This window comes from [Bacillus] caldolyticus (genome assembly GCF_003595605.1).
In the GTDB taxonomy this organism is placed as follows: domain Bacteria; phylum Bacillota; class Bacilli; order Bacillales; family Anoxybacillaceae; genus Geobacillus; species Geobacillus thermoleovorans.
On the sequence record NZ_CP025074.1, the window covers coordinates 475755 to 497878 of the forward strand.

A 22124-nucleotide genomic window follows, 5' to 3' on the forward strand; every position below is an offset into this window, starting at 1 on the left:
CGACCCGCTTTTCCCATCATTCCCCACCCATACTGCAAACAGCCGGACACATACTATGTCACGGAAGGTGGTGAGAAGAATGAACGCGGCAGGAACACACGAAACGCTTGAGCTGCACGAACTGCTTATGTTTAAAAGCACCTGTCTTGCCAAAAGTGCCGCCATGCAGCAAATGGCAAGCGATCCACAATTGAAATCGCTCATTCAACAAGACATGCAAAAGACACAGCAGCACATCCGCGACTTGCAAAACTTGCTGTCATAAGGACAAAAGGAGGGACAACGATGCAGGCAACGATGACACCGACCGGCGTATTGAACGATCAAATGATCGCCGCTGATTGCCTGATCAGTGCGAAAAACGCCATTAAAGGATGCGCGATGGCCATTGCCGAAGCTTCCACCCCAGAAGTGCGCAACACGTTAAAGCAACATTTGAATGACGCGATCACATTCCATGAACAGATCAGCCAATATATGGTCAACAAAGGGTACTACCATCCGACGAACGTTCAAGAGCAGCTGCGCCTCGATCTGCAAGCAGCGCAGCAAGTGCTGTCTAGATACAATCAAAACGTTTAACATATCTTTGACAGAAAAGCCGCTTATCTATTTTTCGACTGTCGAGGGCAAGCCACAGGCTTGCCCCCGTCACGCCTTGGCGTGACGGAAGACCGAACAACCATCCGCTTCTCAGACCCATACATGAGGCTGAAAGCGGCGTTGTTCGGTCTCCCGACAGTCGATCAAATGCTCGGCAAAAGCCGCAAATGTGAAAACTTCAAATTGCATCTGTATGCAATCGGTCGGCCGCTGAAGAAGAAAATGGGATTTCACCATGGCAAAAGGTGAATCCCATTTTTCATGATTTGTCCGTCAATCGCCCATCCTAACAACAAAGGAGGTGAACAGCGTGAAACGCCGATACCGAATATGGGCCGCGGCCAGCGCGGTTGTTGCTCTACTCGTTGCCGCAGCCGTCTTGGGGCGACCGGCTCCAGAAGAAAACGCCCCGGCTCCACCGCGGCTGAAGCCGTTTGACGCCGAGGTCGCACCCACCCATCCAACCGTTGTCGCCTTAGACAGCTTAAGCGCAGGCGAGCAGCTGAAACAGCAGTTGAACAAGCACCCGCGCATTCGGGAAATCCTCCATAATCGCCGCGGTGACCGAAGCCATTATTTCGCCAATGAGATCGTGGTCCGCTTTCGGGCATTGCCATCGGAAAGCCGTCTTCAACAAATGGAGGCAGCCATCGCCGGCCAGTTCATCAAGCAGGTCGACCACGTGTTTGTATTCCGCTCGCGCGAGCAAACGTATGAGGAAATGCGCCGCTATTTCCGCTCTCTTCCAACGGTTGATTATTGTGAACCGCACTACATTTACATGCAAAATGAGTGGAACAAGCCGGCGCCGGTGCCGAACGATTCGTTTTACGCCCGCTACCAGTGGAACTTGCCGGCCATTCATACCGAAGACGGCTGGACGCTGTCGCGCGGCAAGCGGAATGTGCCTGTCGCCATCATCGACAGCGGAGTCGATTTGACCCATCCCGATTTAACCCGTCGCCTTCTGCCCGGATATAACGTATTGGCCGACGACCGCTCTCCGAATGACGAAAACGGCCATGGCACCCATGTCGCTGGCATTATCGCCTCACAGCCGAACAACGGCGAAGGAGTCGCCGGCATGACATGGTTCAACCCGATCATGGCCGTCAAAGCATTAAATGCGGACGGCTATGGAACGAGCATTGATGTAGCGAAAGGAATCCGCTGGGCGGTCGACCACGGGGCAAAGGTCATCAATTTAAGCCTTGGCAACTACCAACCGTCCTCGGTGCTTGAGGAAGCGATCCGCTACGCCGACGCTCATGATGTCGTGCTTGTCGCCGCTTCCGGCAACGACAGCACGTCGCAGGCGAGCTTCCCAGCCGCTTATCCAGAAGTGATCAGTGTTGGCGCTGTCAACCCGGATCTTTCCTATGCGCTTTATTCCAACTACGGCGACTATGTGGATGTCGTCGCGCCTGGAACGAACATTGCCAGCACGTTTGCCGGCCACCGGTACGCCGCCCTTTCCGGCACGTCGATGGCCGCGCCGCACGTCACCGCGCTCGCCGCTTTGATCCGCTCCGTCAACCCGCGGCTTTCGAACGATGAAGTGCGCGACATTATTCTCGAAAGCGCTGACGATTTGGGAGAGAGAGGAAAAGATCCGTATTACGGCTATGGGCTGATTAACGTCTACCGCGCGCTCGAGCTGGCTAAGCAATAACCGATGCTCCTTCCGCCAATGATTGGGGAACTCGTCGCTGGGAAAGGTCAAACGGACAAAATTCTCATCTCCTGTGCGAACGATGTTAAAACTCCCCCACAGCATAAATCAGCAAACAGCCGGAAACGGCGCCTCTGGGGGCGAACAGCCCACGCCGGCAAGCGATGCCATATTCCATAGAGGCGCGCCTAAATTTCTGCTGAAACGAAAAACGATGGGGATTCGGGCTATACCCCCATCGTTTTTTCGCACGTCAACATCGTCGTCACCGCTCCGACGACCGTGACGACGACAAGCGAGTGGACAAACGGCACTGAGTCGATGATCATGCTCCCAGCTGAAATAATGCAGGCGTCAATGACAAAAATGATGATCCCGACGTTCCAGTTCGTCCATCTAGCGATAAACTGGGCGAGCAGGTCGGTCCCGCCCGTGCTCGTCTCCTCGCGCAGCATCAAGCCGATGCCCGCGCCGACCAGCACCCCGCCGATGACCGCGCTCAAAAGCGGATCCAACACCACCACGCCGCGCAAAACGGACAATACGTCAATCATCCATGAGGAAAATAAAAGTCCGTGCAAGCTGTTGTAAAAAAACGGGCGGTAGTAAAACCATGCGGCTGCATAAAGCGGAACGCTTAAGACGATCATCGTCAACCCAGCCTGAACGTGCCACACGTATTTGGCGATCAGCCCGAGCCCGATCATCCCCCCATCAAGCAAATGGTGAGGGACTAAAAAGACGTTGATGCCAACGCCAAGAAGCAGACTGCCGACAATCACCGCCGCCATTTTTTTGATCATCACGAAACCCCTCCGCCACGGCTTATCCCAACGAGCCAACATGCCTCCATATATATGTATATGGCGCCCCTTGACAGAGCTTGTCTCTTTTTTGCCGCATCGCGGAGGAAATGGCTGGTCACGGACGAAATGCAAAAATAAGAGGCCAGGCCTCTATGCCCAACCTCTTATTTTTGCGCTTTTGTCGTCTCGTCATCGTCGATGATGCCTTTTGTCGCATTCTTAAATTCGCGCAGCGTTTTCCCGGCCGCTTGTCCTAACTCCGGCAGCTTTTTCGGCCCGAAAATGAGCAAAGCGAAAAAGACGATGAGCGCAATTTCTCCAAAGCCGATGTTCATGTTTGTCACTCCAATGTTCAAGCGTCGTTTCTTGAATCATTATACCATAGAAGAACAGACAGTGTCATCGTCTTTCCCTTGACAGAGTCAGTCAAGACTTTGTGGAGAACATTTTTTCGGTTCACTACGGGCGTTGTCAATCACTAGTTAGCGAACCATTTTCAGGAATTAATATCGTAAGCGCTTTCGGACTCTCATCCCTCATCTTGAGGCGATGATACGATATTCCATTTTTTTACACCCAACCACCATCCCGGAGCGCCGACAACGCTTGATGGATCGGTGTCCCGGATGACCGCTGCAGACACGGTAGATTCTGACGCACCACATCTGCCCATAACCGTCCGGCCTTCCGTTTGGCCTGTTCGATCCGCTTGGACTTTGTTGAGGCCGAGGCCGCCGTTCGGGTCTCTTCTTCCTCCACCAACTGCCCATTTCTCCGCCAAATCCCGTCGATTCGGGCCGCCATCGCCCTCAGAAACGCCCGAAGCCCTTGGTCTTTCCAGCTGCGGCGGGATTTCACCCGATGCGCAAACCGGCTCATCACGCTCTCGGCGTGGCCCATCGGACGCATGCCGGTCGTCTCCACCCCTTGCTCCGACAGCCACTCCCGATAGTCCCGGATGCATCCCGGCATCGACTCGATCCGGCGGATCATGGCAGCCATCTGCTTCTCTTTCGCTTCGTCCTCCAACGTGCCGACCGCGCTGTTCAGCTCCACGAGAAGCCCCTCTTCGTCTTGTTTCGCCAGCTTCTTCCGCACCTCCCGCCAACGCGGATGGCCGGACAGACACTGACGCAGCTCCCGCGCCACATGAAATCGATCCAGCTGAAAGCACGCCCGCTTCCCAAAATACTCCCGGCAGGCCGTGATCCACGACGCCGCGTCGCCGTTGATGATCAACAGGTCCCGGCACGGATCATAGGCATATTCGTTCATCAGCCACTCTTCGAACCGTTCCCACACGTCTCCCTCCCCTTCATGGAGGTAGTGGCGCCGGTTCACGAGCTCGAGCTGCGAACCGTTTCGTTTCCATCCCTCGTGAACCGCCAGGATTTTCTCTTCTTTCGCCCGTTTCCCTTTCCCCTGGCGGGAAATAAACAGTCCATCCGCCTCCACAAACAGCACCCGGCCGTGCCGTTGGGAAACAGGGCGGTGCAGCGAGACAGGGGCCTCCAGCACCAGTTGGCGAATCGCCTCGTGGCTCATGACCGCATACCCCACGATCGACTCCAACGTACGGGCCGCTTTGCGGTAGGAAGAGCACTCTACGGCCAACTCGACCGCCGTTTCCTCGAGGCAAGGACTGATCGATCGGGCCCCATCAAAGCCTAATTCGGCATCCAGCAAGAAGGTATAGTTCCCCGTTTGCCGGTCATAGTAGTAGTTCCGTCGAAACGTCACTTCTCCAAACAGCGTTTGGATCGTAGTCGGCCGTTTGTCTTTCAGCTGATACCGGCGCTTGTCCCGCGCTTCCGCCAGTTGTTGATCAATCTCCTCCAAAAGGGCCGCCAACAAGACAGCGAACACCTTTTGAAGAGTTCTGACTAATTGTTCCTCCAGCTCTTTTAATAAAGGCCATTCTGTGGTAAGATGTTTCATGGACTCTCTCCCTCCTGTTTTCGGTTGATGTTGACAATCACCATCATAGCAGGGAGAGAGTCCTTTTTGCATGACATTTGCTTTTTTCTACCGCGCTTCGCTTGGTGGCCCCGACGAGCGTCGCGAACAAAAGTTCGCAACCCTCGTCGGGGATCATTTCGGAATGTCACCCACAAATATTTTACTCACACCCCTTGACAAAACGGCGACAATTTGCACATCTCTCATTGTTCCTCAAGCAGTCGCACCGGTACGTCTTGTTCGTGTTCCGGCTCATCGGTGAAATAAACGCGAGCCATTTCGCGCTCATCATCGACGTGCTGAATCACCACTTGTTTCCCTTTATACATCACCGGAACGATCTCCCCGGCTTCAGCCATTCGCTTCGCCCGCAACAGTTCCATTTACTCCCCTCCTTTCGCACTGTCTTCCGCCTGTGCCCGCAAGCTTTTCCAAAACAACTCGTCGTTGCAGACAATCTCATGAAGCTCGCCTTCGTCTCCTTTGGCGTTGATGATTTCAAGCAACTGCGTCATATCGCCTATTTCGCGCCGATCGTTTTTCACCGAATCATCACCTTTCTTTGGCAAACTGATGACAGCGGACATCCCATCGCTTCGTTTCCTGCGTTGACTCCCTCAAAAAGAAGGAGTATGATTCGAATTGGTGTGTACAGAAAGGAGGAAACACTATGAAGGAGCGGGACTATTATTTTGACAACGCAAAATGCGCGCTCATGCTCCTCGTCGTGTTTGGCCACTTTCTGCGCCCGTACATTGATGACGTCTTATGGGTGCACAGCTTGTATACGTGGATTTTCTTTTTCCACATGCCGGCGTTCGTTTTCATTTCCGGCTATTTCGCAAAAAAATTCGACGAGCACGGCTACTTGCAAAAGATCACGAAAAAATTGCTCATCCCGTACGTTCTGTTCCAGCTGGTGTATTCGATCTACTATTTCTTCCTGTATGACAAACAGTCGCTGGAACTTGACTTATTGACCCCGCATTGGAGTTTATGGTTTTTGCTCAGCCTGTTTAGCTGGAACGTGCTGCTGTTATGGTTCGGCCGGCTGCCAAAGCGGATCGCATTGCCGATGGCGCTTCTTTTCGGCCTTGCCGGCGGGATGATGGAAGTGGAAAAATGGCTGAGCTTGTCGCGAACGCTCACGTTTTTCCCGTTCTTTTTGCTTGGATTTTTCTTTCAAAAGTCGGCGATCGAGCGCTTGTTTGCCGCCCCAGTGCGCCTCGTTTCGCTATTCGTGCTTGTTGGCATGTTTTTCGTCATCCATTTCGGGTTTCCGGATTTGCCGCAAGATTGGCTGTACGGCTCGAAATCGTACGATACGCTCGGCGTCTCGGAATCAGCCGGCATTGCGAGCCGCCTCGCCATTTATGGGGCGAGCCTGCTCATGATGTTTGGCTTTCTGTCGCTCATCCCGAGCCGTCGCTTCTTCTTTTCCGTGCTCGGGGCGCGCACGTTTTACATCTATATCTTGCACGGGTTTATTTTAAAATATTTGCACGAGACGCCATTCCCAGACTTTATTATGGATGTGCACGGCTATCCGCTTCTGCTTGCACTGTCGGTTGCCATGATGCTCATCCTTGGAAGCAAGCCGGTCGTCCGGCTCGTGCGGCCGCTGTTGGAATGGCGATGGCCGAACTGGCGGCAGACAACGACCTAGCAGTCAAAAAAGAAGGTGTCCCGAAATATCAACGGGACACCTTTTTCCATTTATGGCGCTTTGCCTACAAGTGGAAACCGACTTTTTCATTCAGCGCGTGCGGGCTGCCCGCACCGCTTCCGCTAAGGCGGCGGCCGCCGCCTTTGGCGACGGAGCCGAAGCGATGGCGCTGATGACGGATACTCCATCCGCCCCGGCTTCCACAACGGTTTTGGCGTTCGCAGCCGTAATGCCGCCAATGGCGACGATTGGAATGGTGATGCCGGCTTCGCGCAAGCGGCGGAGAACATCCGGTCCTTGCGCTTCCTTTGCATCCTCTTTCGAACTGGTCGGGTAAATCGGGCCGACGCCGAGGTAATCGGCGCCCGCCTCAACGGCCGCCATCGCTTCTTCGACGTTGTGCGCTGAGACGCCCAAAATTTTATCGCCGATTTTTTCCCGCACGCGCCGCGCGTCCTCATCGTCTTGACCGACATGGACGCCGTCGGCATCAATGGCGAGGGCCAGCTCGACGTCATCGTTGACGATAAACGGCACCCCATAAGCGCGGCAAAGGCGCTGCAGCTGCCGGGCGAGCGCCTCTTTGTCCGCCCCTTTTAAAGCGCCCGGCCCTTTTTCGCGGAATTGAAACAACGTCACACCGCCGTCAAGCGCTTCTTTCAGCACATCGGCGGCCGGACGTTCGCTGTTTTGGCTTCCCATAATGAAGTAAACAGCCAGCCGCTCCTTCATTTCGCCGCTCGCGATGCGCACCATCGTTCTCACTCTCCATATTGGCGGTACGCCCAATGGTTCGTCGGCCCATGGCCTTGGCCGATGCCGAGCGGGTGGGCAATCGCCGATTGCACAAACGCCTTCGCCGTCGCGACAGCGTCGACAGGATGCCGCCCTTTCGCCAGCTCAGCGGCGATCGCCGCGGCAAATGTACACCCGGTTCCGTGCGTATGGCGCGTGTCAATTCGCTTGCTTTTAAAATAGGAAAATTCGCTGCCGTTATACAGCAAGTCGACGGTTTCTTCGCCATCATCGTCATGGCCGCCTTTCACGACGACATAGCGGGCGCCCATCCGGTGGAGGAGGCGCGCGGCTTCGCGGCGGTCATCCATCGTGCGGATGACAACGCCCGTCAACGCTTCCGCTTCTGGAATGTTCGGTGTAATGACAAGCGCCATCGGCAGCAGCTCTTCTTTCAGCGCGGCCACCGCTTCCTCTTGCAACAGCGGAGCGCCGCCTTTGGCGATCATCACCGGGTCGACGACCAGCCGCTCCCATTTATGTTTTTTCACTTGTTCAGCAACCGTACGAATGATCTCGGCACTAAAGAGCATGCCGGTTTTCACCGCATCCGCGCCTAAATCGGCGGCCACCGATTCGATCTGGGCGGCGACTGCTTCCGCCGAGAGCGGATAGACTCCTTGCACGCCAAGGGTGTTTTGCGCCGTCACCGCCGTGATCGCTGACATGCCAAAGACGCCGAGCTCCTGGAACGTTTTCAAGTCAGCCTGAATGCCGGCGCCGCCGCCGCTGTCCGACCCGGCAATCGTCAACGCTTTGTACACCATCGTGTTTCTCCTCCCCTTTTACCGTTGTTCCACCCGGCCATGCCGTTTGACATCATCGACGCTTGTATACGCCAACGCGTCCAAAAACGCCGTCTGGAAGCTGCCCGGTCCGCGCTCCCCGGCTTTGGCCGCCGCCTGCTCCGCTGCGACGCCGTAATACACAAGAGCGGCCACCGCCGCTGCCGCCGCATCGCGCTCAACGGCCGCAAACGCTCCGATGACCGATGTCAGCAAGCAGCCCGCTCCGGTCACTTTCGTCAACAACGGATGGCCGTTCTGAATAAGATACGTCGTCTGTCCGTCCGCAACGACGTCCTCTTTTCCAGTAATCGCGACAACGGCGCCGAGCTGCTCCGCCGCCCGTTTGGCCAACGCCACTCGATCGCCGCTGCCGCCGCCGGCATCGACTCCTTTAATCGTCCACGCCTCACCAATCATATTGGCGATCTCCGCCGCATTGCCACGGATCACGGCAAGCTTGACTTGTTCCGCGATGCGGCGCGCCGTCTCCGTCCGGTAGCGCGTGGCCCCGGCCCCGACCGGGTCGAAAATGACCGGCACGCCGGCTTCATTGGCTGCCTGGCCGGCGACAAGCATCGCTTCCACCTCTTTGTCATTCAACGTCCCAATATTGAGGACAAGCGCTCCAGCGAGCTTCGCCATCTCGCCCACTTCCTCTTTCGCATACGCCATCACCGGCGAAGCGCCAAGCGCAAGCAATCCATTCGCCGTCCAATTCGTCACAACGACATTCGTGATATTATGGACGAGCGGATTCTCCTCTCTTACCCGCTCGAGCAGTTCCGCCCATTCATGCCAATTGGCCATTTCCGGTTTCTCCCCTTTCCAAGCCCTTTCGCCGGCCATACACTGGCTTTCGCCGTACTTTCGGCCAATAGAATGATCCATTCTCCCCATCCATCAGTCTACTCTTTCTTTTTTTGAATTGCAAGACAAAGAAAAAAGGCGGCCGCCAAAGCGCACCTCCCTTTTTGTTCCATTACGAACGCGTCCATTCGGCCGCCCCTCCCTCTTCGGACGGCGCCGCCGGCGACAGCCGCTGCGGCAGCGGCCAATTCCACAAATCCAAATCGATGATATAGCGCGGCCGCCGTTTTGTTTCTTTGTAAATTTTTCCAATATATTCACCAATCAGCCCGAGCGCCATCAGTTGCAACCCTCCTAACAGCCAAATGGACGTAATGAGCGACGTCCAACCCGTTTCCGTATGCCCGACCCATTTGAGGAAAAGAAAATAGGCACCAAACATCAAGCTGACGACAAACGAGAGAAACCCAACGAGCGAAATGAAACGGATCGGGGTGACGCTGAACGACGTCACGCCGTCAAGCGCAAAGGCGATCATTTTTTTCAGCGGATATTTCGTTTTCCCGGCCAGCCGCTCTTTTCGGTCATAATAAACCGTCGCCGACCGAAAGCCCAAAAGTGGAACGATGCCGCGCAAAAACAAGTTCGCTTCCCCGAACTGTTCAAGCGCGTCCACAGCGCGCCGGCTCATAAGGCGATAGTCGGCGTGATTGTAAACGAGATCGACGCCAAACGCCTTCATCAACCGATAAAACCCTTGCGCCGTATGGCGCTTGAACCATGTATCGGCATCGCGCCGCCGGCGCACGCCGTAGACGATGTCATAGCCTTCACGAAACTTTTGCACAAATTCCCGAATCGCCGCTACATCATCTTGCAAATCGGCGTCGATCGAAATGAGGCAATCGGCATGCCTTTTCGCGGCGAACAGCCCAGCAAGCAGCGCGTTTTGGTGGCCGGCGTTATGCGCCAGTTTCAGCCCTTTCACTTCCGGGTGACGCAAACTCGCTTTGTATATGATCTTCCATGTGTCATCACAGCTGCCGTCATCGACGAACAAAAGCGCGCTGTTGGATGAAATGAGCTGCTCTTCAATCAATTGTTCGCGCAACTCCCGTAAGCGGCGGATCGTCTCCGGCAGCACCTCTTCTTCGTTGTAACACGGCACAACAATAGCCAACGTCGGTTCGAACATGTCACCTTCCTCCCTCCGGCACGACTTTGTATAAATAGATGGTCCACGCGGACTCTTTGGAACGGAACACCCGCTCAAGGCGCAAGGCGTTTTCGTCGGCATTTTCAATCGGCAGCGCTGAAAAAATGTAGCGCCCGCCCATGTTATAAAACACGTTTGTGTTCAATTCCAAGCTGCGAATCGTCCGCTTCGAGTTTTTCTGAAACATATACCGCTTGCCGAGCTCATCGACGAACAAATAGCAGCGCCCGCCCCATTCATCGAAATACTCGCGCAGTTTTTTGTTTTTCGCAAGCTCCTTGGCGATGATGCGGCGAAACCGATGCTTGTATTCGAGCGGATAAAAGTTGTTGTACGTATCGAGTGTGTAAAAGCCGTTGTATTGAGCGATCGCCGGGTGGATGCCGATGCTGGCGACACGGTATGTATGCACCGGGCGGCCGATATAGCGGCGAATGGCGGCAAACTGCTTTTCCGCGTAAAACTCGCGAAACGACGGCTTGTCGCGGTAGACGATTTCCTCATTGCATAAAGCAAGCACGACAAGCTGCAAGACAATGGCCGCCGCACCGACCGCCCGCCACCTTCGGCCTTCCTGCCAAAAAATTTTCAGCGCCAGTGCAAACAAGACGTAAATCACCATTGGCCGCAAAAAATGGTAGCGGGCGAAATTGAACTTATCGAGCAAATCAAACCGTTCGGTGAGCGGCAGCCATCCTTTGTAAAACCAAAACGCATACCATGTCGACAGCGCGAAGTTCAACCCGTGCAAAATCAAAAACAGTTTCTCCCGCCGCCAGCTTTTCCGCTTCCATACAATGTACAAGGCAACGAGCGTCACCGGTAAAATGACGAGCCCATGCACGGTCATGACGTGGGTGTGGCCGAGCACATAGTTTTTGAACGTCAGCCGGATGACGCGCCAAAGCGGCAGACGGGCGTGGAAATATTCGTCGCGGCTTGTCGGCTCATTGGAAAACAAGAGCGAATGGACAAGCCGGTAATCGACCGCCAAATAGAGCATCGTCATATAGACGATGGCCGCCAAAAACCGCCAATTCCAACCCTTGCCGCGGATGACATCAATGAGCCACCAAATCCCAAGCGCGCTCAAGAAAAAGAAAAATCCAAGCACGAAGCTCGAATAGAGCGGCAAAAGCGTCAACACCGCCCAGTTCACCCATGAACGCTCGCCGCCCCGAATGTTTAAAAACGCCCAAAGCGCAAGCGGCATCCCGAGCGTACTTAACATTCCCGATGGCCAAAACGGCGTCAAGGCAAACGTCAACGAAGAGCCGATGCGAATCCATCCCCAGCGCTCGCCCGGCAGCACATGTTTTCGCAGCAGCAAATACATGCCGATGAACGCCAATACGCGGGTTGCGGCTTGACTGAGCCCATAGGCGTAAATGGATGGAAACAGGGCGTGAAGCCAAACGATGCCGCTGAATTCTGTGCCGAACGCGTTGCGCGGCAGGCCGTTGATGATTTGCGGAATGACGCCATCGACCGGTCCGAACAGCTCACCGCTTCGAGTGAGCACCTTATACCAGGCGATGTTCGAATCCAAATTGTCGTGGACGCGCATATGCGCATCCTCGCCAAGCACAAAATACGGCGACACGTACAAGGCGATGACAACGAAAGAGAAGATCAGGATTCGCTTTTCGATGGCCGGCACCTTTTCTCCCCCTTTCGCCCGGCTCTTGTCTTTCTTTATTGTTCAACCCAACAGGAAAATTATTCATGAGAATGGAAAAAAACGGACCCCTGTCCAAACAAAAAACCGCCGTCGGCCGGATGAAGCCTGATGACGGCGGTTTTCTATTCGTCTATTTACCTTTCGATCAGCCTTTTGCATGCAACACAACGTTGCCCAAAAAGCTGGTGATGGAACGAAAAAACGCGCGAACCATGGAGATTTCGCTCTTGAACGCTCTCCCACCTACGCTCACGCGTGGAAGTGGGGGTTTTCTCGGTTTAGGATGATAAACAACCGCTTTTCCGCGCGTTCGCAACAACGATTTTGCAGAAAGCGCGGTTTTTACCGACCTTACAAACGGCGTCAAGCCGAGAACAGCGCCGCCGGATTGCCGATGAACATTTGCTCAAGCACTTCGTCGCGGATTCCTTCATTTTTCAGCGCGGGAATGAGGTTCACAAACAAATGCTCGACATGCCAATTTTTCATCATTTCCGCAAACGGTTCCGGCAGCGTAAACGGACGACCGAGCCAAACGTTGACAGTGTCATGCGACAGCATAATTTGTTTCTCGTACCCATCGCGGAGCAGAGCAAGGAGCGTCCGCACCCGCTCCTCATCGGTCGGCGCGCCGACCATCCCTTGGATGCCGAAGCGGTCAAACGCAATGTAAACGCCGTAAGCAAGCGTCTTTCGATGATAGTCCGGGTCCGTGTTGCCGCACATATGGCCGATGACAATTTTTTTCGGATCGGCGCCGTGCTCAAGCAAATAGGCGGCTTGTTCCGGCCCCATCGTTCCTTCTTGCGTATGGGTGATGATGACCGCGCCCGTCTCTTTTTGCGCGCGGGCGGCGGCGCGGAAGAACATCTTTTCGTACTCGGTGATGCGCCCTTTGCTCGAGGCGAGCTTGATGACACCCGCCTTGATTCCGGTATCGGCAATGCCCTCGGTCAGCTCGGCCATAAACATGTCGTAAATGTCATCTTCTGCTGTTCCGAGAAGCCGGCGGAATTGGAAGTACGGCGGCGCCCCTTCCCCTTCATAATAATAGCCGGTGGCGCAAATAATGTTCAGCCCCGTCTCTTCAGCGACGCGCCGCAAAAACGCCGGGTTGCGCCCGCAATCGTTCGGCGTCGGATCGACAACCGTTTGAATGCCGTGCCGCTTCATCTTTTCCGCCGCCTCGACTGCGACGCGAAGCGCCTCGTCTTCACGGAACGTGCCGCGCGTCACATCGCCTTGAAACCCTGGATAACCGAAGAGGAAATGCTCGTGGATGAGCGTTTTGCCAAGCTGTTCCACCGGCACCGGCCCGCATACCGTTTCTACCATCTCCGCCATCAGTTGTTCACCCCTTTCCCCGCTTTTTCATACTCCTCTTCCTGCAGTTTCCGCCAAAGCAGCTTGCCGCTTGACGTCATCGGCAGCGATGAGCGGAATTCAACGAGGCGCGGATATTTGTACGCCGCCATTTGCGTCTTGGACCATTCAATGATCTCTTCTTCCGTTACTTTGCCGACATACTCGTCATGAAGGACGATAAACGCCTTCACCGTTTCGCCGCGGCGCGGATCCGGCACGCCGACAACGCACGCCTGCTGAACAGCCGGATGTTTGTACAAAAGCGACTCGACTTCGGTCGGCCACACTTTGTATCCAGAAGCGTTGATCATCCGTTTGACGCGGTCGACGATGAAAAAGTAGCCTTCCTCATCCATCCGCCCGATGTCGCCGGTGCGGAAAAACCGCTTGCCGTCGAGCTCGATGAACGCTTCTTCCGTTTCTTTTTCACGCCGGTAATAGCCGCGGAACACTTGCGGGCCACAAACGATGATCTCCCCGACTTCGCCGACGCCAAGCTCCCGCCCCGTCGCCGGGTCGATGATGCGCGCGTCGACGTCAAACGACGGAACGCCGAGACATTGCAATTTCGGCCGGTCCGGCGGATTGAAATGCGTCTGCGAAATCGTCTCCGTCAGCCCGTAGCCTTCAAAATAACGGACGCCGGTGAGCTGGAACAATTTTTCCCCGACCGCTTCCGGAAGCGCCGCTCCGCCGCCGGAAATGCTCGAAAGCGAGGAAATGTCATACCGGCCAAGCGCCGGGTTGGCCAAAAAGTCGATCAGCATCGTGCTGATGTTCACCCAATGCGTGCAGCGGTGCAATTCAATCAGCCGGGCGGCCGCGTCCCGATCCCAGCGCGTCATCAACACCATGGCGGCGCCGGCGAAAATCGGCGTATGCATGCTATGGACCATCCCCGTGACATGGAAAAACGGCAGCGTCGCCAACGCGACCGAATCGCTCGTCACATTGCCCCAGTGGTAGGCGCCGACGATGTTGGCGTTCACCGTCCGGTGCGGGTGGATGCAGCCTTTTGGCACCCCGGTCGTCCCGGATGTGTATGGCAAGACGGCGATGTCATCAACATGGCCGTTGTATGGAAGCGGCGGCAATTGGGCGCCGAGGCAGTCCGCCCATAAAAGAATGCGCTCATCCCCAATGGCCCGCCGCGGCGCCGCCACTTCAGCCGGAAGCGAAACCGGCGATTCATCGGAAGCATAATCAGAATAAGCGGCGACGATGATTTGTTCCAACGCCGTTCGTCCAAGGAGCGGGGCCGCTTTGTCAAGCAGCTCCTGCCCAACGATGGCGACTCTCGTTTCGCAATCATTGACGTAAAAGGAAAGCTCCTCTGAGGTGTTCATCGGATTGATCGGCACGACGATCGCTTCAGCGCGCAAAATGGCATAGTAGGAGATGACAAACTGCGGAGAATTTTGCATGTACAATAGAACGCGGTCGCCCGGTTTGACGGACAGCTTTTGCTGCAAATAGCCGGCCAACGCGTTCACTTCATCGAGCAGCTGTTTGTACGAATACACGGCTCCGTAATAGTAAATCGCCGTTTTGTTCGGATAGCGCTTCGCCGTTGTTTCCAAATGGTCGACCAGCGTCGTCTCCGGCACAGCCAGCGTTTTTGAGAGCCGTTTCGGCCAATACGGGTAATGTCTCGTATTCATTCCGTTTTCCTCCTCCTTTTCACGCGATCGTTCACTGCGGCAGCCTCCACGCAAGCAGCATTGGATAGCTTTTTTTACTGACCAGTTGGTATATAGCCGACTATTTTTTATTGTACACGCTTTCATAAATATTTTCAATAATTTTCTGAATATACAAAACAAAAATACACCGCCTACAACAGGCGGCGAGCACGGCGCGGTAGTCGTCCCAAAAGCGCGGCCGATCTGCTTCACGAAGACGTTTCGCCACCTGCTCGGCATAATAGTCAAAATGCTCCGTTTCCTCGTATAATGTTCCGTCCAAATCAAAGACGATCGCTTTGATGTCTGCTCCGTGCATACCGTTTCCCCTTTCTTGGCCCGTCATCATTTGCTTGTTCGTTTTTGGTTGATAGACAAAAGCCAATATGGCAAAATATGATTCCGGAAAAGCTTACCATTATGTTGCAAAGAGGAGGAACACATGATGAGATTCGTGATCCCGCTTGTCCTTTCCTTTGCGCTCGCAGCCAGCTTTTTCTTCGACTCGTTCCGTTCGGCCGAAGCGGCAGCCAAAATCAAAACGTATCCAAACTGCACCGCGCTGAACAAAGAGTATCCAGGGGGCGCGGCCCGCTCCGCCTCTGTCAAAAACAAAGGAGGTGGCAAATTCATTTCCCTCGTCCAATCTCGGTTCGTCGACGACTGCACAAGCCGCCTTTCCTCGCCTCGTTTCACAAGTCGGACCGTCTCCCGCGGAACCCCAAGCCCAATGGCCACTTCTGGGCATACAGGCACAAGCCGAGCAAACTCCCCTAAACGAGAGACAAACGAATTGTGAATGATATCGCCGTTATACCGGCAGGCAGAAAAGCCGAGGCATTCGCTGACCACCACTGTCGGAATGGCGTAGTGCATCCTTTTGTACTCCTTTCTCGTTCCGTCACCTCTCTTTGTTATTGTAACCAATTGAAGATCGACTGTCATGAAGGCCATTTCATTGAGCCAGCCAAAAAATCGGTATAAGTTAAGAAGAAGCAATAAACAGCTCCAAATGAAAACAGCGCCCTAAGCGAGTTTCCTGCTTAAGGCGCTTATTCGGCAGCTGCTGCATGGCAGTGCACACGCCCATATACACCATTAAAGAAGACGGCAAGGGCGCCAAATATGGTGTTCCGGCTTTCTTCATCGTCTTTCCTCTCGGCGCGGCGCCTGAATGGCGATTCCTTCGTTTTGCAAGGCTTGATAGAGCCGCTTGGCAAATCGCACCGCCTGTTCATTGTCGCCATGGAGACAGACGGTGTCGGCTTCAATCGCCACGTCCGTCCCTTGCACCGAGCGAACGCGCCGGTCGCGGATCATCATAAGCACTTGCGTGACCGCTTCGTCTTCATCCGCGATGATGGCGCGCGGATCGCTTCTTGGGGTGAGCGAACCGTCCGCCTGATACGTCCGATCGGCGAACACTTCGCTCGCCGTCCGCAAGCCGCAGGCGCGGCCGGCGCGGATGAGTTCGCTTCCCGACAAGCCGTATAAGACAAGCATCGGATCGACATCATGCACCGCTTTGGCGATCGCTTCGGCCAGCGCCGCGTCTTTCGCCGCCATATTGTACAAGGCGCCGTGCGGCTTAACATGCGTCATCACGCCGCCTTCCGCCTTCACAAACGCAGCCAGCGCGCCGATTTGGTAGACTACATAGGCGTATACCTCCTCTGGCGAAACGGCCATGGCGCGCCGTCCGAAGCCAAACAAGTCCGGAAACCCCGGATGGGCGCCGATGGCAACGCCATGCTGGATGGCGAGTTGCACCGTCCGCCGCATGACGAGCGGGTCGCCGGCGTGAAACCCACAGGCGATGTTGACAGAGGTCACGTACGATAAGATTTCTTCCTGCCCAAGCCTATACACCCCAAAGCTTTCGCCGAAATCGCAATTCAAATCAATCGTCCTCACCGTTCTCCCTCCCATTGACGGCGAATGGCCGCAATCCATCGAGCCAGCCGTTGCTGTTGTTCCCGATAAAGCCACATCGCTTCTTCCGGCTCGATCGGCTGAAATTGGATAAAGTCACCCGGACGAGCCTGCGCGAGAATCGGCAAATCCACAGACGCAACCTGGGCGATGCGCGGGTAGCCGCCGGTTGTCTGGCTGTCCGCCATCAATACGATCGGCTGGCCGGATGCCGGGACTTGCACCGTGCCGAAAACGACCGCTTCCGAGACCATCTCCCGCTCGCGCACAAGCGCCAACGCCCGTCCAGAAAGCCGATAGCCGATCCGATCGGACTGCGTCGTCACCTCATAGCGGGCGGCGAAAAACTGGCGGCGGCTCGCCGGCGTAAATTCGTCATACTCCGGACCGGGAACCGCGCGCACCGTTTTCGTTTTCCCACCAATATAGCGGCGGGCGGCCGAAGCAAGACCCCAACGCATCCGGCCGATAACACGACGCCCATGAGTAACGCCGACCGGCAGTGCATCGCCCCGCTGCAACGGGCGGCCTGAAAGCCCACCAAGCTGGGCTGGAACGTACGTGGAACGACTGCCCATCACGGGCGGGACGTCGATGCCGCCTGATACAGCGATATACGCCCGAAACCCCGTCCGACACACCCCTACTTCGAGCACATCGCCCGATTTGACGATCTCCGGTTTCCAAAGGGAAATCGGCTGCCCATTGAGCGTGCACGGGAAATCGCCGCCGCATACCGCAACGACGGCCTCGACGCGAAACCGAAGCGTCGGTCCGGCCATCGTCGCCTCAAGCACCGCCTCATCACCGTTGTTGCCGACAAGCGCATTAGCCAGGCGATACGCCCACGCATCCATCGCCCCGCCCGCCGGCACGCCGGCATGCCGGTAGCCAAAACGCCCGCCATCTTGCACGGTTGTAAACAACCCAGCCTCGATGACGTCAATCATGTTCCTCGCTCCAACGTGCAAATTCATCAGCCCCAATCGGCTGAAACGCGACGATATCGCCAGCCGCAAGCAAACTTGGCTTCTCTCGGTGCGGGTCAAACAGCTTCAGCGGCGTTCGACCGATCAGTTGCCAGCCGCCCGGCGTCGCAAGCGGGTAGACGCCCGTCTGTCCGCCGGCGATGCCGACCGAACCGGCAGGCACTTTTGTGCGCGGCACCGACCGCCTTGGCGTCGCCAAGCGCGGCGACAGCCCTCCTAAATAGGCAAATCCAGGAGAAAAGCCGATCATATAAACTCGGTAGCGTCCGGCCGAATGGAGCGCTATCACTTCGTCTTCTGTCATCCCATGGAAACGAGCGACATCCGGCAAATCCGGACCGAATTCGCCGCCGTAACAGACGGGAATGACGACCGTCCGCGCCGAACGCCGCACCGCTTGTTCAGACCGCCTGATGTTTTTCCTTAGCCATGCGCCTATGCCGATGTAATCGATCACCAATGGATCATAGTAGATGGTGAGTGACGAAAACGCCGGCACGATCTCCTCGATGCCTTCTTTTCGCTCGGCCTGAAGCCGGGCGGCCGTTTGGTGGACGATATCATTCACGTCCTCGTCAATGCGGTCTGAAAACCGAACCGTCACCGCATATTCGCATAATGGAAACAACGTATACTCCACCGTCATCCCTTCCCCCGAAAGCCGAGTTCGCGCGAAATGTCCATCGCCGCCTGCTTCAATCGCGGAACGATGCGCGCCACATCATCTGGCGAAAAGCGCTGTTCCGGCCCGGCAACGCTCAGCCCGGCAACCGCCGCGCCTTCATGGTTGAAAATCGGCACCGCAACGGCGGCCGAATAGTTTTCCAGCTCAGAATAGCTGACCGTATAGCCGCGGTCCCGGTCTTCTTCCAACAACCGGCGCAGCGCTTCTTTGTCGGTCACCGTATGTTTGGCGATTTTGACAAGCTCGACTTGTTCTAAATAACGTTCCCGATCCGCCTTGTCCATAAACGCGAGCAAGACACGAGGGCACGCCCCGGCATACAGAGGGGCGCGCCGCCCGACTTTCGTATAGACGCGCACCGGCTCGGACGTCTCGACTTTTTCAATATACAGCGCCTCATCGCCGTCGCGAATGACAAGATTCACCGCTTCGTTCGTCTCCTCTTTCAGCCGCTTCATCACCGGCAGCGCCGCCCGGCGAATATCGAGCCGCTCGGCGACGAGCGCGCCAAACGTCAAGAAGGCTAAACCGAGCTCATAGTAATCGCCTCGTTTTTGCAAAAAACCAAGGACAACAAGCGACTGCGCCATCCGGTACACCGACGTTTTGGGCATCCGAAGCCGCTCGACCATTTCCGGCAGCGTCAACCGTTCGCAATCGAGAAACAAATCAAGCAGTTCTTTTGTTTTTAAGACCGTTTTATTCATCATTGCCCCTCTGTTCCGAATATCAGAATATTAATTCCAAAATACGAGTTATATATTTTTTATTATAACTCACATTTCGCACCCTAACAAGGTCAAAACAAAGGATTTTTTATTTAGTTTTTCAGAATAACTTTTTGACCAACACAACGAGCGATGGCAATCCTTTTTTTACCATCGCTGGTCGTTCCGTATGACGTTACACGTAAATGCTCTCATCCAGCCCCAACCCCTGCAGAATCCTTCGCTGATCAGGGGTAAGGGAGCGATCCAGTGAGCGTTGGATGCGCCCATCCGGCAGCTTGAACAGGACGACGTTCACATATTGAAACAGCTGAAAAATCGCCTGTCCCGTCGGCCGGGTCAGCTTGCGGCCTCCAGGACCCTTCAACGGGTGTTCTGGAGTAATAAACTGACGCACTCGGCGCTGAAAAACGCGGTAAATAGCCAAGGCCAACAGAAACAAATAGCCTAATACTGCGACCCGTTCTGGTTTTTTGACGTAAATCTCATCCGTGAAAAACGGATCTTTCAAAAAAGCGAAGTTCATTTCCACCGAGATCTGCCCTTTATACAGCTTCAAGATCTCTTGGGCATCCATGGGTTGGCCCTTCCATTCCTTCGGAACGGTCGTGACAAGGACAAACCGGGACGCTTTCCGTCTCGCCTGTTCCCACGCGTCTTGGTCGAATTCGACGTCAAGGTGCAAGAAATACAGCGTCTCCACCTCGGGTTCCGCCCCTTTTTTCGGCCGTCCGCGCCGTTTTTTCGGGCGTACGATCTCTTCGACCGCGGCCTCAACCCGATGAAACCGGGGGCGAAGGGACGCCTTGAGGGACGCCAAGGCTTGTTCGGCATCTTCCCGGCAGGAGAAAGGGTGGCGCTCCCAATGGGCTTGTTCCTCGCGAAGAAGCTCCGCTTCTTTGGTTCGTTCTTTTTCGAGCGTCTTTCCTTTTCGCTGGTCGAGCGCACTCGATTCGACGACGATCAGCCGAACGGGGTGGCCTTCATAGGTGGAGGATGTTTCCCATACCCGGTACGTGGCGCCGTTTCTCTCCGCCAGGGTAAAGGGTTCGCTCCACGGGATGTGAGGCGAATCGGCCTCCGCTAATGCCCGTTTCACGATCCGAAGCGACGAAGGGCCTCGGGTGATCAAAAAGGCGTTGGCCGCTTTGGTTTGCGCCAGAGTGTCTTTTGTCATCGCGGCGGAATCGGCCACGTAAATCCATTCGTCTTCCATCTTGGCTTGTTTGAGCTGTTCGTGGACACGGGACAGCACCTCCGGATTCCACGTTTTGTCAGGCAGGTTGCCGTCGTGCACATCGCCGTAAAACGGGATGCCGTCCTCGTTGCCGACCAGTCCGAAGCCGATCTGTTTTTGCCAACGATGATGGCGGTTATAGCCATGTGTGATCTGCAAAGCCTCTAATGAGGCCGATTCATACGCGCCGTAAACCGTCTTGTCCGTCGTATCGGCGTGAAAGGCTCGGAGGGAAAGGCCTTCTTTGCGATAAATGTGAATCAAGCAAGTGCTGATCACCTTGTGAATGTCGGCCTCATACAAGCGGTCGAGATGACGAGCCAAGGCATCGTCGTTCAACCAGGAAGGATGGAGACCGGGACGGATGAGTTTCTCTAGATCGATCTCCTGAGCCCATCGTTCCACGTGAACGAGGGCTTGCCGGCCGTCAAACAGATTGTAGATGATGGCCTGAACGGCATCGCTGACTCGAGTCTGGCACTGTGGATCAACGGGAACGAGATGGTCAATCAATTGGGGCAGGCCCAGTTTCTTGAATAGGGCACTTATTATATTCAAATAATCATTACGATAGACCTTTTTGACTTGAACGTTCATGAGAGAAAAACTCCTTCACTTTCCTTGTGTGTCAAGGATTCATTCGACATCGGAACGAAAAAATCCTCCCGATTTTCGTTGGGAGGGTGCGAAATGTGAGTTATAATGAAAAGTGGAACAACTTTCTACCACAAAATGAAAAGCGCCCGCTGAACGGACGCCGTTGGATTCAAATCGATAAGCGTTTCAAAAACACATAACTCACTTTTTGATATTCCATTTTTTCCTCATAGAAGCGATGGGCGTCAACCCGCTGCAGGCCGGATGACAGCGAGACAATCCCGTAGCCGTGCTCCTTCGCCCATTCGTGCACATGCGACAGCAACGCTTTTCCATACCCTTTCGAACGTTCGGCTGATGTCGTGACCAAATCGCAAACCCAAATAAAACGGCCGTTATAGAGCGTGATCATCGGCATGAATCCGACAACGGCAACCATTTTGTCCTGATCATATAACGCCGCAAGCTTATACCCTTCTTTTTCTTGCGCTTCACGCACAAGCGCGACATACGTTTCTTCATCCAAATGAGTGCGCAGCTCCCGCATGACCGGAAAAGCGCTTCTTACTTCCTCCTCCGTCTCGAGCCAAACAAATTGCGGCATGACTCCCATCTCCCTTCTTCTATTTCTACATTCATGATATCCATGTTTGTCCAAAAATGGAACTTCCGCCTTTCCGCAACGTTGATCATCGTTTCGAAAGAAGACTCCCGCTTCAGGCGCGTGAAGGGCGCAGCCCAGCGATCAGTGGAAGATTGTCGGCTGATAAACCAACGATTACAGCTGCAGCCGCAAATACGGCCTCAGCGGTAAAGTTTGCGCCCGAACCACATGCCTTATGCGCAGAAGGCTGGGAGAAAGAAAACGCCAGCCGGTTATTCGCAAGCCAGCTGGATCGTTTTCATCCCCCAGCGC

Annotated in this window: 26 protein-coding genes; 5 read left to right on the plus strand and 21 right to left on the minus strand. The window is 55.1% G+C overall.

Translation table 11 applies throughout. From position 1 onward, the window contains the following. The first annotated feature begins 79 nt into the window (after window positions 1-79). The 3 genes from CWI35_RS02555 to CWI35_RS02565 all read left to right on the plus strand — a co-directional run bounded on the left by CWI35_RS02555 (window position 80) and on the right by CWI35_RS02565 (window position 2275). Window positions 80-265 (plus strand): DUF892 family protein, encoded by a 186-nt coding sequence (locus tag CWI35_RS02555; RefSeq protein WP_011231015.1) that lies wholly within the window; start codon window positions 80-82, stop codon window positions 263-265. A 20-nt stretch (window positions 266-285) separates the two neighbouring features. Next, window positions 286-582 (plus strand): spore coat protein, encoded by a 297-nt coding sequence (locus CWI35_RS02560; RefSeq protein ID WP_011231014.1) that lies wholly within the window; start codon window positions 286-288, stop codon window positions 580-582. A gap of 331 nt (window positions 583-913) precedes the next feature. Next, complete coding sequence (locus tag CWI35_RS02565; protein ID WP_011231013.1) at window positions 914-2275, plus strand: S8 family peptidase; 1362 nt, start codon at window positions 914-916, stop codon at window positions 2273-2275. A 227-nt stretch (window positions 2276-2502) separates the two neighbouring features. On the opposite strand, the gene CWI35_RS02570 is transcribed toward CWI35_RS02565, so the two are convergent. The 5 genes from CWI35_RS02570 to CWI35_RS02595 all read right to left on the minus strand — a co-directional run bounded on the left by CWI35_RS02570 (window position 2503) and on the right by CWI35_RS02595 (window position 5585). Next, window positions 2503-3078, minus strand: coding sequence for a YitT family protein (locus CWI35_RS02570; RefSeq protein WP_014195667.1), 576 nt, complete (start codon window positions 3076-3078; stop codon window positions 2503-2505). A 167-nt stretch (window positions 3079-3245) separates the two neighbouring features. Beyond that, entirely contained in the window at window positions 3246-3416 is a 171-nt protein-coding gene (locus tag CWI35_RS02575) for a twin-arginine translocase TatA/TatE family subunit (protein WP_011231011.1), read from the minus strand. A 235-nt stretch (window positions 3417-3651) separates the two neighbouring features. Further along, complete coding sequence (locus CWI35_RS02580; RefSeq protein WP_015374689.1) at window positions 3652-5019, minus strand: ISLre2-like element ISGsp3 family transposase; 1368 nt, start codon at window positions 5017-5019, stop codon at window positions 3652-3654. 224 nt (window positions 5020-5243) lie between these two features. Then, the gene (locus tag CWI35_RS02590) at window positions 5244-5423 is read right to left on the minus strand and encodes an H-type small acid-soluble spore protein (RefSeq protein ID WP_011231010.1); all 180 of its coding nucleotides are present in this window, start codon (window positions 5421-5423) and stop codon (window positions 5244-5246) included. After that, entirely contained in the window at window positions 5424-5585 is a 162-nt protein-coding gene (locus CWI35_RS02595; protein ID WP_011231009.1) for a hypothetical protein, read from the minus strand. A 125-nt stretch (window positions 5586-5710) separates the two neighbouring features. Here CWI35_RS02595 and CWI35_RS02600 point away from each other — a divergent pair, with 125 nt between their 5' ends. Continuing rightward, window positions 5711-6706, plus strand: a complete 996-nt coding sequence (locus CWI35_RS02600) for an acyltransferase family protein (protein WP_014195665.1) — start codon at window positions 5711-5713, stop codon at window positions 6704-6706. A gap of 90 nt (window positions 6707-6796) precedes the next feature. Here the strand turns inward: CWI35_RS02600 and thiE are convergent, their stop codons facing one another. The 5 genes from thiE to CWI35_RS02625 form a co-directional block, all read right to left on the minus strand. Beyond that, window positions 6797-7462 carry a thiamine phosphate synthase gene (gene thiE / locus CWI35_RS02605; protein ID WP_011231007.1) on the minus strand — a complete coding sequence of 222 codons (666 nt, stop codon included), beginning with the start codon at window positions 7460-7462 and terminating at the stop codon, window positions 6797-6799. Between the two features lie 5 nt (window positions 7463-7467). After that, the gene (gene thiD, locus CWI35_RS02610) at window positions 7468-8268 is read right to left on the minus strand and encodes a bifunctional hydroxymethylpyrimidine kinase/phosphomethylpyrimidine kinase (protein WP_011231006.1); all 801 of its coding nucleotides are present in this window, start codon (window positions 8266-8268) and stop codon (window positions 7468-7470) included. Window positions 8269-8286: 18 nt separating this feature from the next. Beyond that, on the minus strand, window positions 8287-9096 hold the full coding sequence (gene thiM / locus CWI35_RS02615; protein WP_011231005.1) for a hydroxyethylthiazole kinase: 810 nt from the start codon (window positions 9094-9096) through the stop codon (window positions 8287-8289). Window positions 9097-9268: 172 nt separating this feature from the next. Next, window positions 9269-10291 (minus strand): glycosyltransferase family 2 protein, encoded by a 1023-nt coding sequence (locus CWI35_RS02620; protein WP_023634543.1) that lies wholly within the window; start codon window positions 10289-10291, stop codon window positions 9269-9271. A gap of 1 nt (window position 10292) precedes the next feature. Then, window positions 10293-11972 (minus strand): DUF6044 family protein, encoded by a 1680-nt coding sequence (locus tag CWI35_RS02625; protein ID WP_011231003.1) that lies wholly within the window; start codon window positions 11970-11972, stop codon window positions 10293-10295. A 65-nt stretch (window positions 11973-12037) separates the two neighbouring features. On the opposite strand from CWI35_RS02625, the gene CWI35_RS02630 reads away from it, so the two are divergent. Next, entirely contained in the window at window positions 12038-12280 is a 243-nt protein-coding gene (locus CWI35_RS02630) for a hypothetical protein (protein WP_025039201.1), read from the plus strand. 76 nt (window positions 12281-12356) lie between these two features. Here CWI35_RS02630 and CWI35_RS02635 read toward each other — a convergent pair whose 3' ends face one another. From CWI35_RS02635 to CWI35_RS02680, 11 genes are all read right to left on the minus strand, one after another. Beyond that, window positions 12357-13337: a phosphotriesterase family protein gene (locus CWI35_RS02635; protein WP_014195661.1), complete on the minus strand. Its 981-nt coding sequence runs from the start codon at window positions 13335-13337 to the stop codon at window positions 12357-12359. After that, the gene (locus tag CWI35_RS02640; protein WP_014195660.1) at window positions 13337-15019 is read right to left on the minus strand and encodes a long-chain fatty acid--CoA ligase; all 1683 of its coding nucleotides are present in this window, start codon (window positions 15017-15019) and stop codon (window positions 13337-13339) included. Before CWI35_RS02640 ends, CWI35_RS02635 begins: the two co-directional genes overlap by 1 nt. Before the next feature lie 100 nt (window positions 15020-15119). Beyond that, window positions 15120-15359 carry an HAD family hydrolase gene (locus CWI35_RS02645; protein WP_011231000.1) on the minus strand — a complete coding sequence of 80 codons (240 nt, stop codon included), beginning with the start codon at window positions 15357-15359 and terminating at the stop codon, window positions 15120-15122. Between the two features lie 26 nt (window positions 15360-15385). Then, on the minus strand, window positions 15386-15916 hold the full coding sequence (locus CWI35_RS18790; protein ID WP_014195659.1) for a 2-thiouracil desulfurase family protein: 531 nt from the start codon (window positions 15914-15916) through the stop codon (window positions 15386-15388). A 109-nt stretch (window positions 15917-16025) separates the two neighbouring features. Then, on the minus strand, window positions 16026-16187 hold the full coding sequence (locus CWI35_RS18205) for a hypothetical protein (protein ID WP_014195658.1): 162 nt from the start codon (window positions 16185-16187) through the stop codon (window positions 16026-16028). Then, the gene (locus CWI35_RS02655; protein WP_011230998.1) at window positions 16184-16954 is read right to left on the minus strand and encodes a 5-oxoprolinase subunit PxpA; all 771 of its coding nucleotides are present in this window, start codon (window positions 16952-16954) and stop codon (window positions 16184-16186) included. Before CWI35_RS02655 ends, CWI35_RS18205 begins: the two co-directional genes overlap by 4 nt. Then, window positions 16951-17922: a 5-oxoprolinase subunit C family protein gene (locus tag CWI35_RS02660; protein WP_014195657.1), complete on the minus strand. Its 972-nt coding sequence runs from the start codon at window positions 17920-17922 to the stop codon at window positions 16951-16953. The genes CWI35_RS02655 and CWI35_RS02660 overlap by 4 nt, the downstream gene beginning before the upstream one ends. After that, a complete protein-coding gene (pxpB, locus tag CWI35_RS02665; protein WP_013145505.1) occupies window positions 17915-18607 on the minus strand; it encodes a 5-oxoprolinase subunit PxpB in 693 nt (230 codons plus the stop codon). The genes CWI35_RS02660 and pxpB overlap by 8 nt, the downstream gene beginning before the upstream one ends. Beyond that, entirely contained in the window at window positions 18604-19353 is a 750-nt protein-coding gene (locus tag CWI35_RS02670) for an IclR family transcriptional regulator (protein ID WP_013145506.1), read from the minus strand. The genes pxpB and CWI35_RS02670 overlap by 4 nt, the downstream gene beginning before the upstream one ends. A 196-nt stretch (window positions 19354-19549) precedes the next feature. Further along, a complete protein-coding gene (locus CWI35_RS02675; protein ID WP_011229657.1) occupies window positions 19550-21208 on the minus strand; it encodes an IS1634 family transposase in 1659 nt (552 codons plus the stop codon). Window positions 21209-21377: 169 nt separating this feature from the next. Continuing rightward, window positions 21378-21812, minus strand: a complete 435-nt coding sequence (locus CWI35_RS02680; RefSeq protein ID WP_011230994.1) for a GNAT family N-acetyltransferase — start codon at window positions 21810-21812, stop codon at window positions 21378-21380. Between the last annotated feature and the right edge of the window lie 312 nt (window positions 21813-22124).

What these genes read in the sequence shown, in the direction of transcription:
- thiD (WP_011231006.1), bottom strand. Translation starts at nt 8,268, where the DNA reads ATGGTGTACAAAGCGTTGACGATTGCCGGGTCGGACAGCGGCGGCGGC.
- CWI35_RS02640 (WP_014195660.1), bottom strand. Translation starts at nt 15,019, where the DNA reads ATGAATACGAGACATTACCCGTATTGGCCGAAACGGCTCTCAAAAACG.
- CWI35_RS02570 (WP_014195667.1), bottom strand. Translation starts at nt 3,078, where the DNA reads ATGATCAAAAAAATGGCGGCGGTGATTGTCGGCAGTCTGCTTCTTGGC.
- pxpB (WP_013145505.1), bottom strand. Translation starts at nt 18,607, where the DNA reads ATGACGGTGGAGTATACGTTGTTTCCATTATGCGAATATGCGGTGACG.
- CWI35_RS02660 (WP_014195657.1), bottom strand. Translation starts at nt 17,922, where the DNA reads ATGATTGACGTCATCGAGGCTGGGTTGTTTACAACCGTGCAAGATGGC.
- CWI35_RS02630 (WP_025039201.1), top strand. Translation starts at nt 12,038, where the DNA reads ATGAGAATGGAAAAAAACGGACCCCTGTCCAAACAAAAAACCGCCGTC.
- CWI35_RS02575 (WP_011231011.1), bottom strand. Translation starts at nt 3,416, where the DNA reads ATGAACATCGGCTTTGGAGAAATTGCGCTCATCGTCTTTTTCGCTTTG.
- CWI35_RS18790 (WP_014195659.1), bottom strand. Translation starts at nt 15,916, where the DNA reads ATGCACTACGCCATTCCGACAGTGGTGGTCAGCGAATGCCTCGGCTTT.
- CWI35_RS02620 (WP_023634543.1), bottom strand. Translation starts at nt 10,291, where the DNA reads ATGTTCGAACCGACGTTGGCTATTGTTGTGCCGTGTTACAACGAAGAA.
- CWI35_RS02590 (WP_011231010.1), bottom strand. Translation starts at nt 5,423, where the DNA reads ATGGAACTGTTGCGGGCGAAGCGAATGGCTGAAGCCGGGGAGATCGTT.
- CWI35_RS02600 (WP_014195665.1), top strand. Translation starts at nt 5,711, where the DNA reads ATGAAGGAGCGGGACTATTATTTTGACAACGCAAAATGCGCGCTCATG.
- CWI35_RS02635 (WP_014195661.1), bottom strand. Translation starts at nt 13,337, where the DNA reads ATGGCGGAGATGGTAGAAACGGTATGCGGGCCGGTGCCGGTGGAACAG.
- CWI35_RS02555 (WP_011231015.1), top strand. Translation starts at nt 80, where the DNA reads ATGAACGCGGCAGGAACACACGAAACGCTTGAGCTGCACGAACTGCTT.
- CWI35_RS02675 (WP_011229657.1), bottom strand. Translation starts at nt 21,208, where the DNA reads ATGAACGTTCAAGTCAAAAAGGTCTATCGTAATGATTATTTGAATATA.
- CWI35_RS02580 (WP_015374689.1), bottom strand. Translation starts at nt 5,019, where the DNA reads ATGAAACATCTTACCACAGAATGGCCTTTATTAAAAGAGCTGGAGGAA.
- CWI35_RS02560 (WP_011231014.1), top strand. Translation starts at nt 286, where the DNA reads ATGCAGGCAACGATGACACCGACCGGCGTATTGAACGATCAAATGATC.
- thiE (WP_011231007.1), bottom strand. Translation starts at nt 7,462, where the DNA reads ATGGTGCGCATCGCGAGCGGCGAAATGAAGGAGCGGCTGGCTGTTTAC.
- CWI35_RS18205 (WP_014195658.1), bottom strand. Translation starts at nt 16,187, where the DNA reads ATGAAGAAAGCCGGAACACCATATTTGGCGCCCTTGCCGTCTTCTTTA.
- CWI35_RS02645 (WP_011231000.1), bottom strand. Translation starts at nt 15,359, where the DNA reads ATGCACGGAGCAGACATCAAAGCGATCGTCTTTGATTTGGACGGAACA.
- CWI35_RS02670 (WP_013145506.1), bottom strand. Translation starts at nt 19,353, where the DNA reads ATGAATAAAACGGTCTTAAAAACAAAAGAACTGCTTGATTTGTTTCTC.
- CWI35_RS02680 (WP_011230994.1), bottom strand. Translation starts at nt 21,812, where the DNA reads ATGCCGCAATTTGTTTGGCTCGAGACGGAGGAGGAAGTAAGAAGCGCT.
- thiM (WP_011231005.1), bottom strand. Translation starts at nt 9,096, where the DNA reads ATGGCCAATTGGCATGAATGGGCGGAACTGCTCGAGCGGGTAAGAGAG.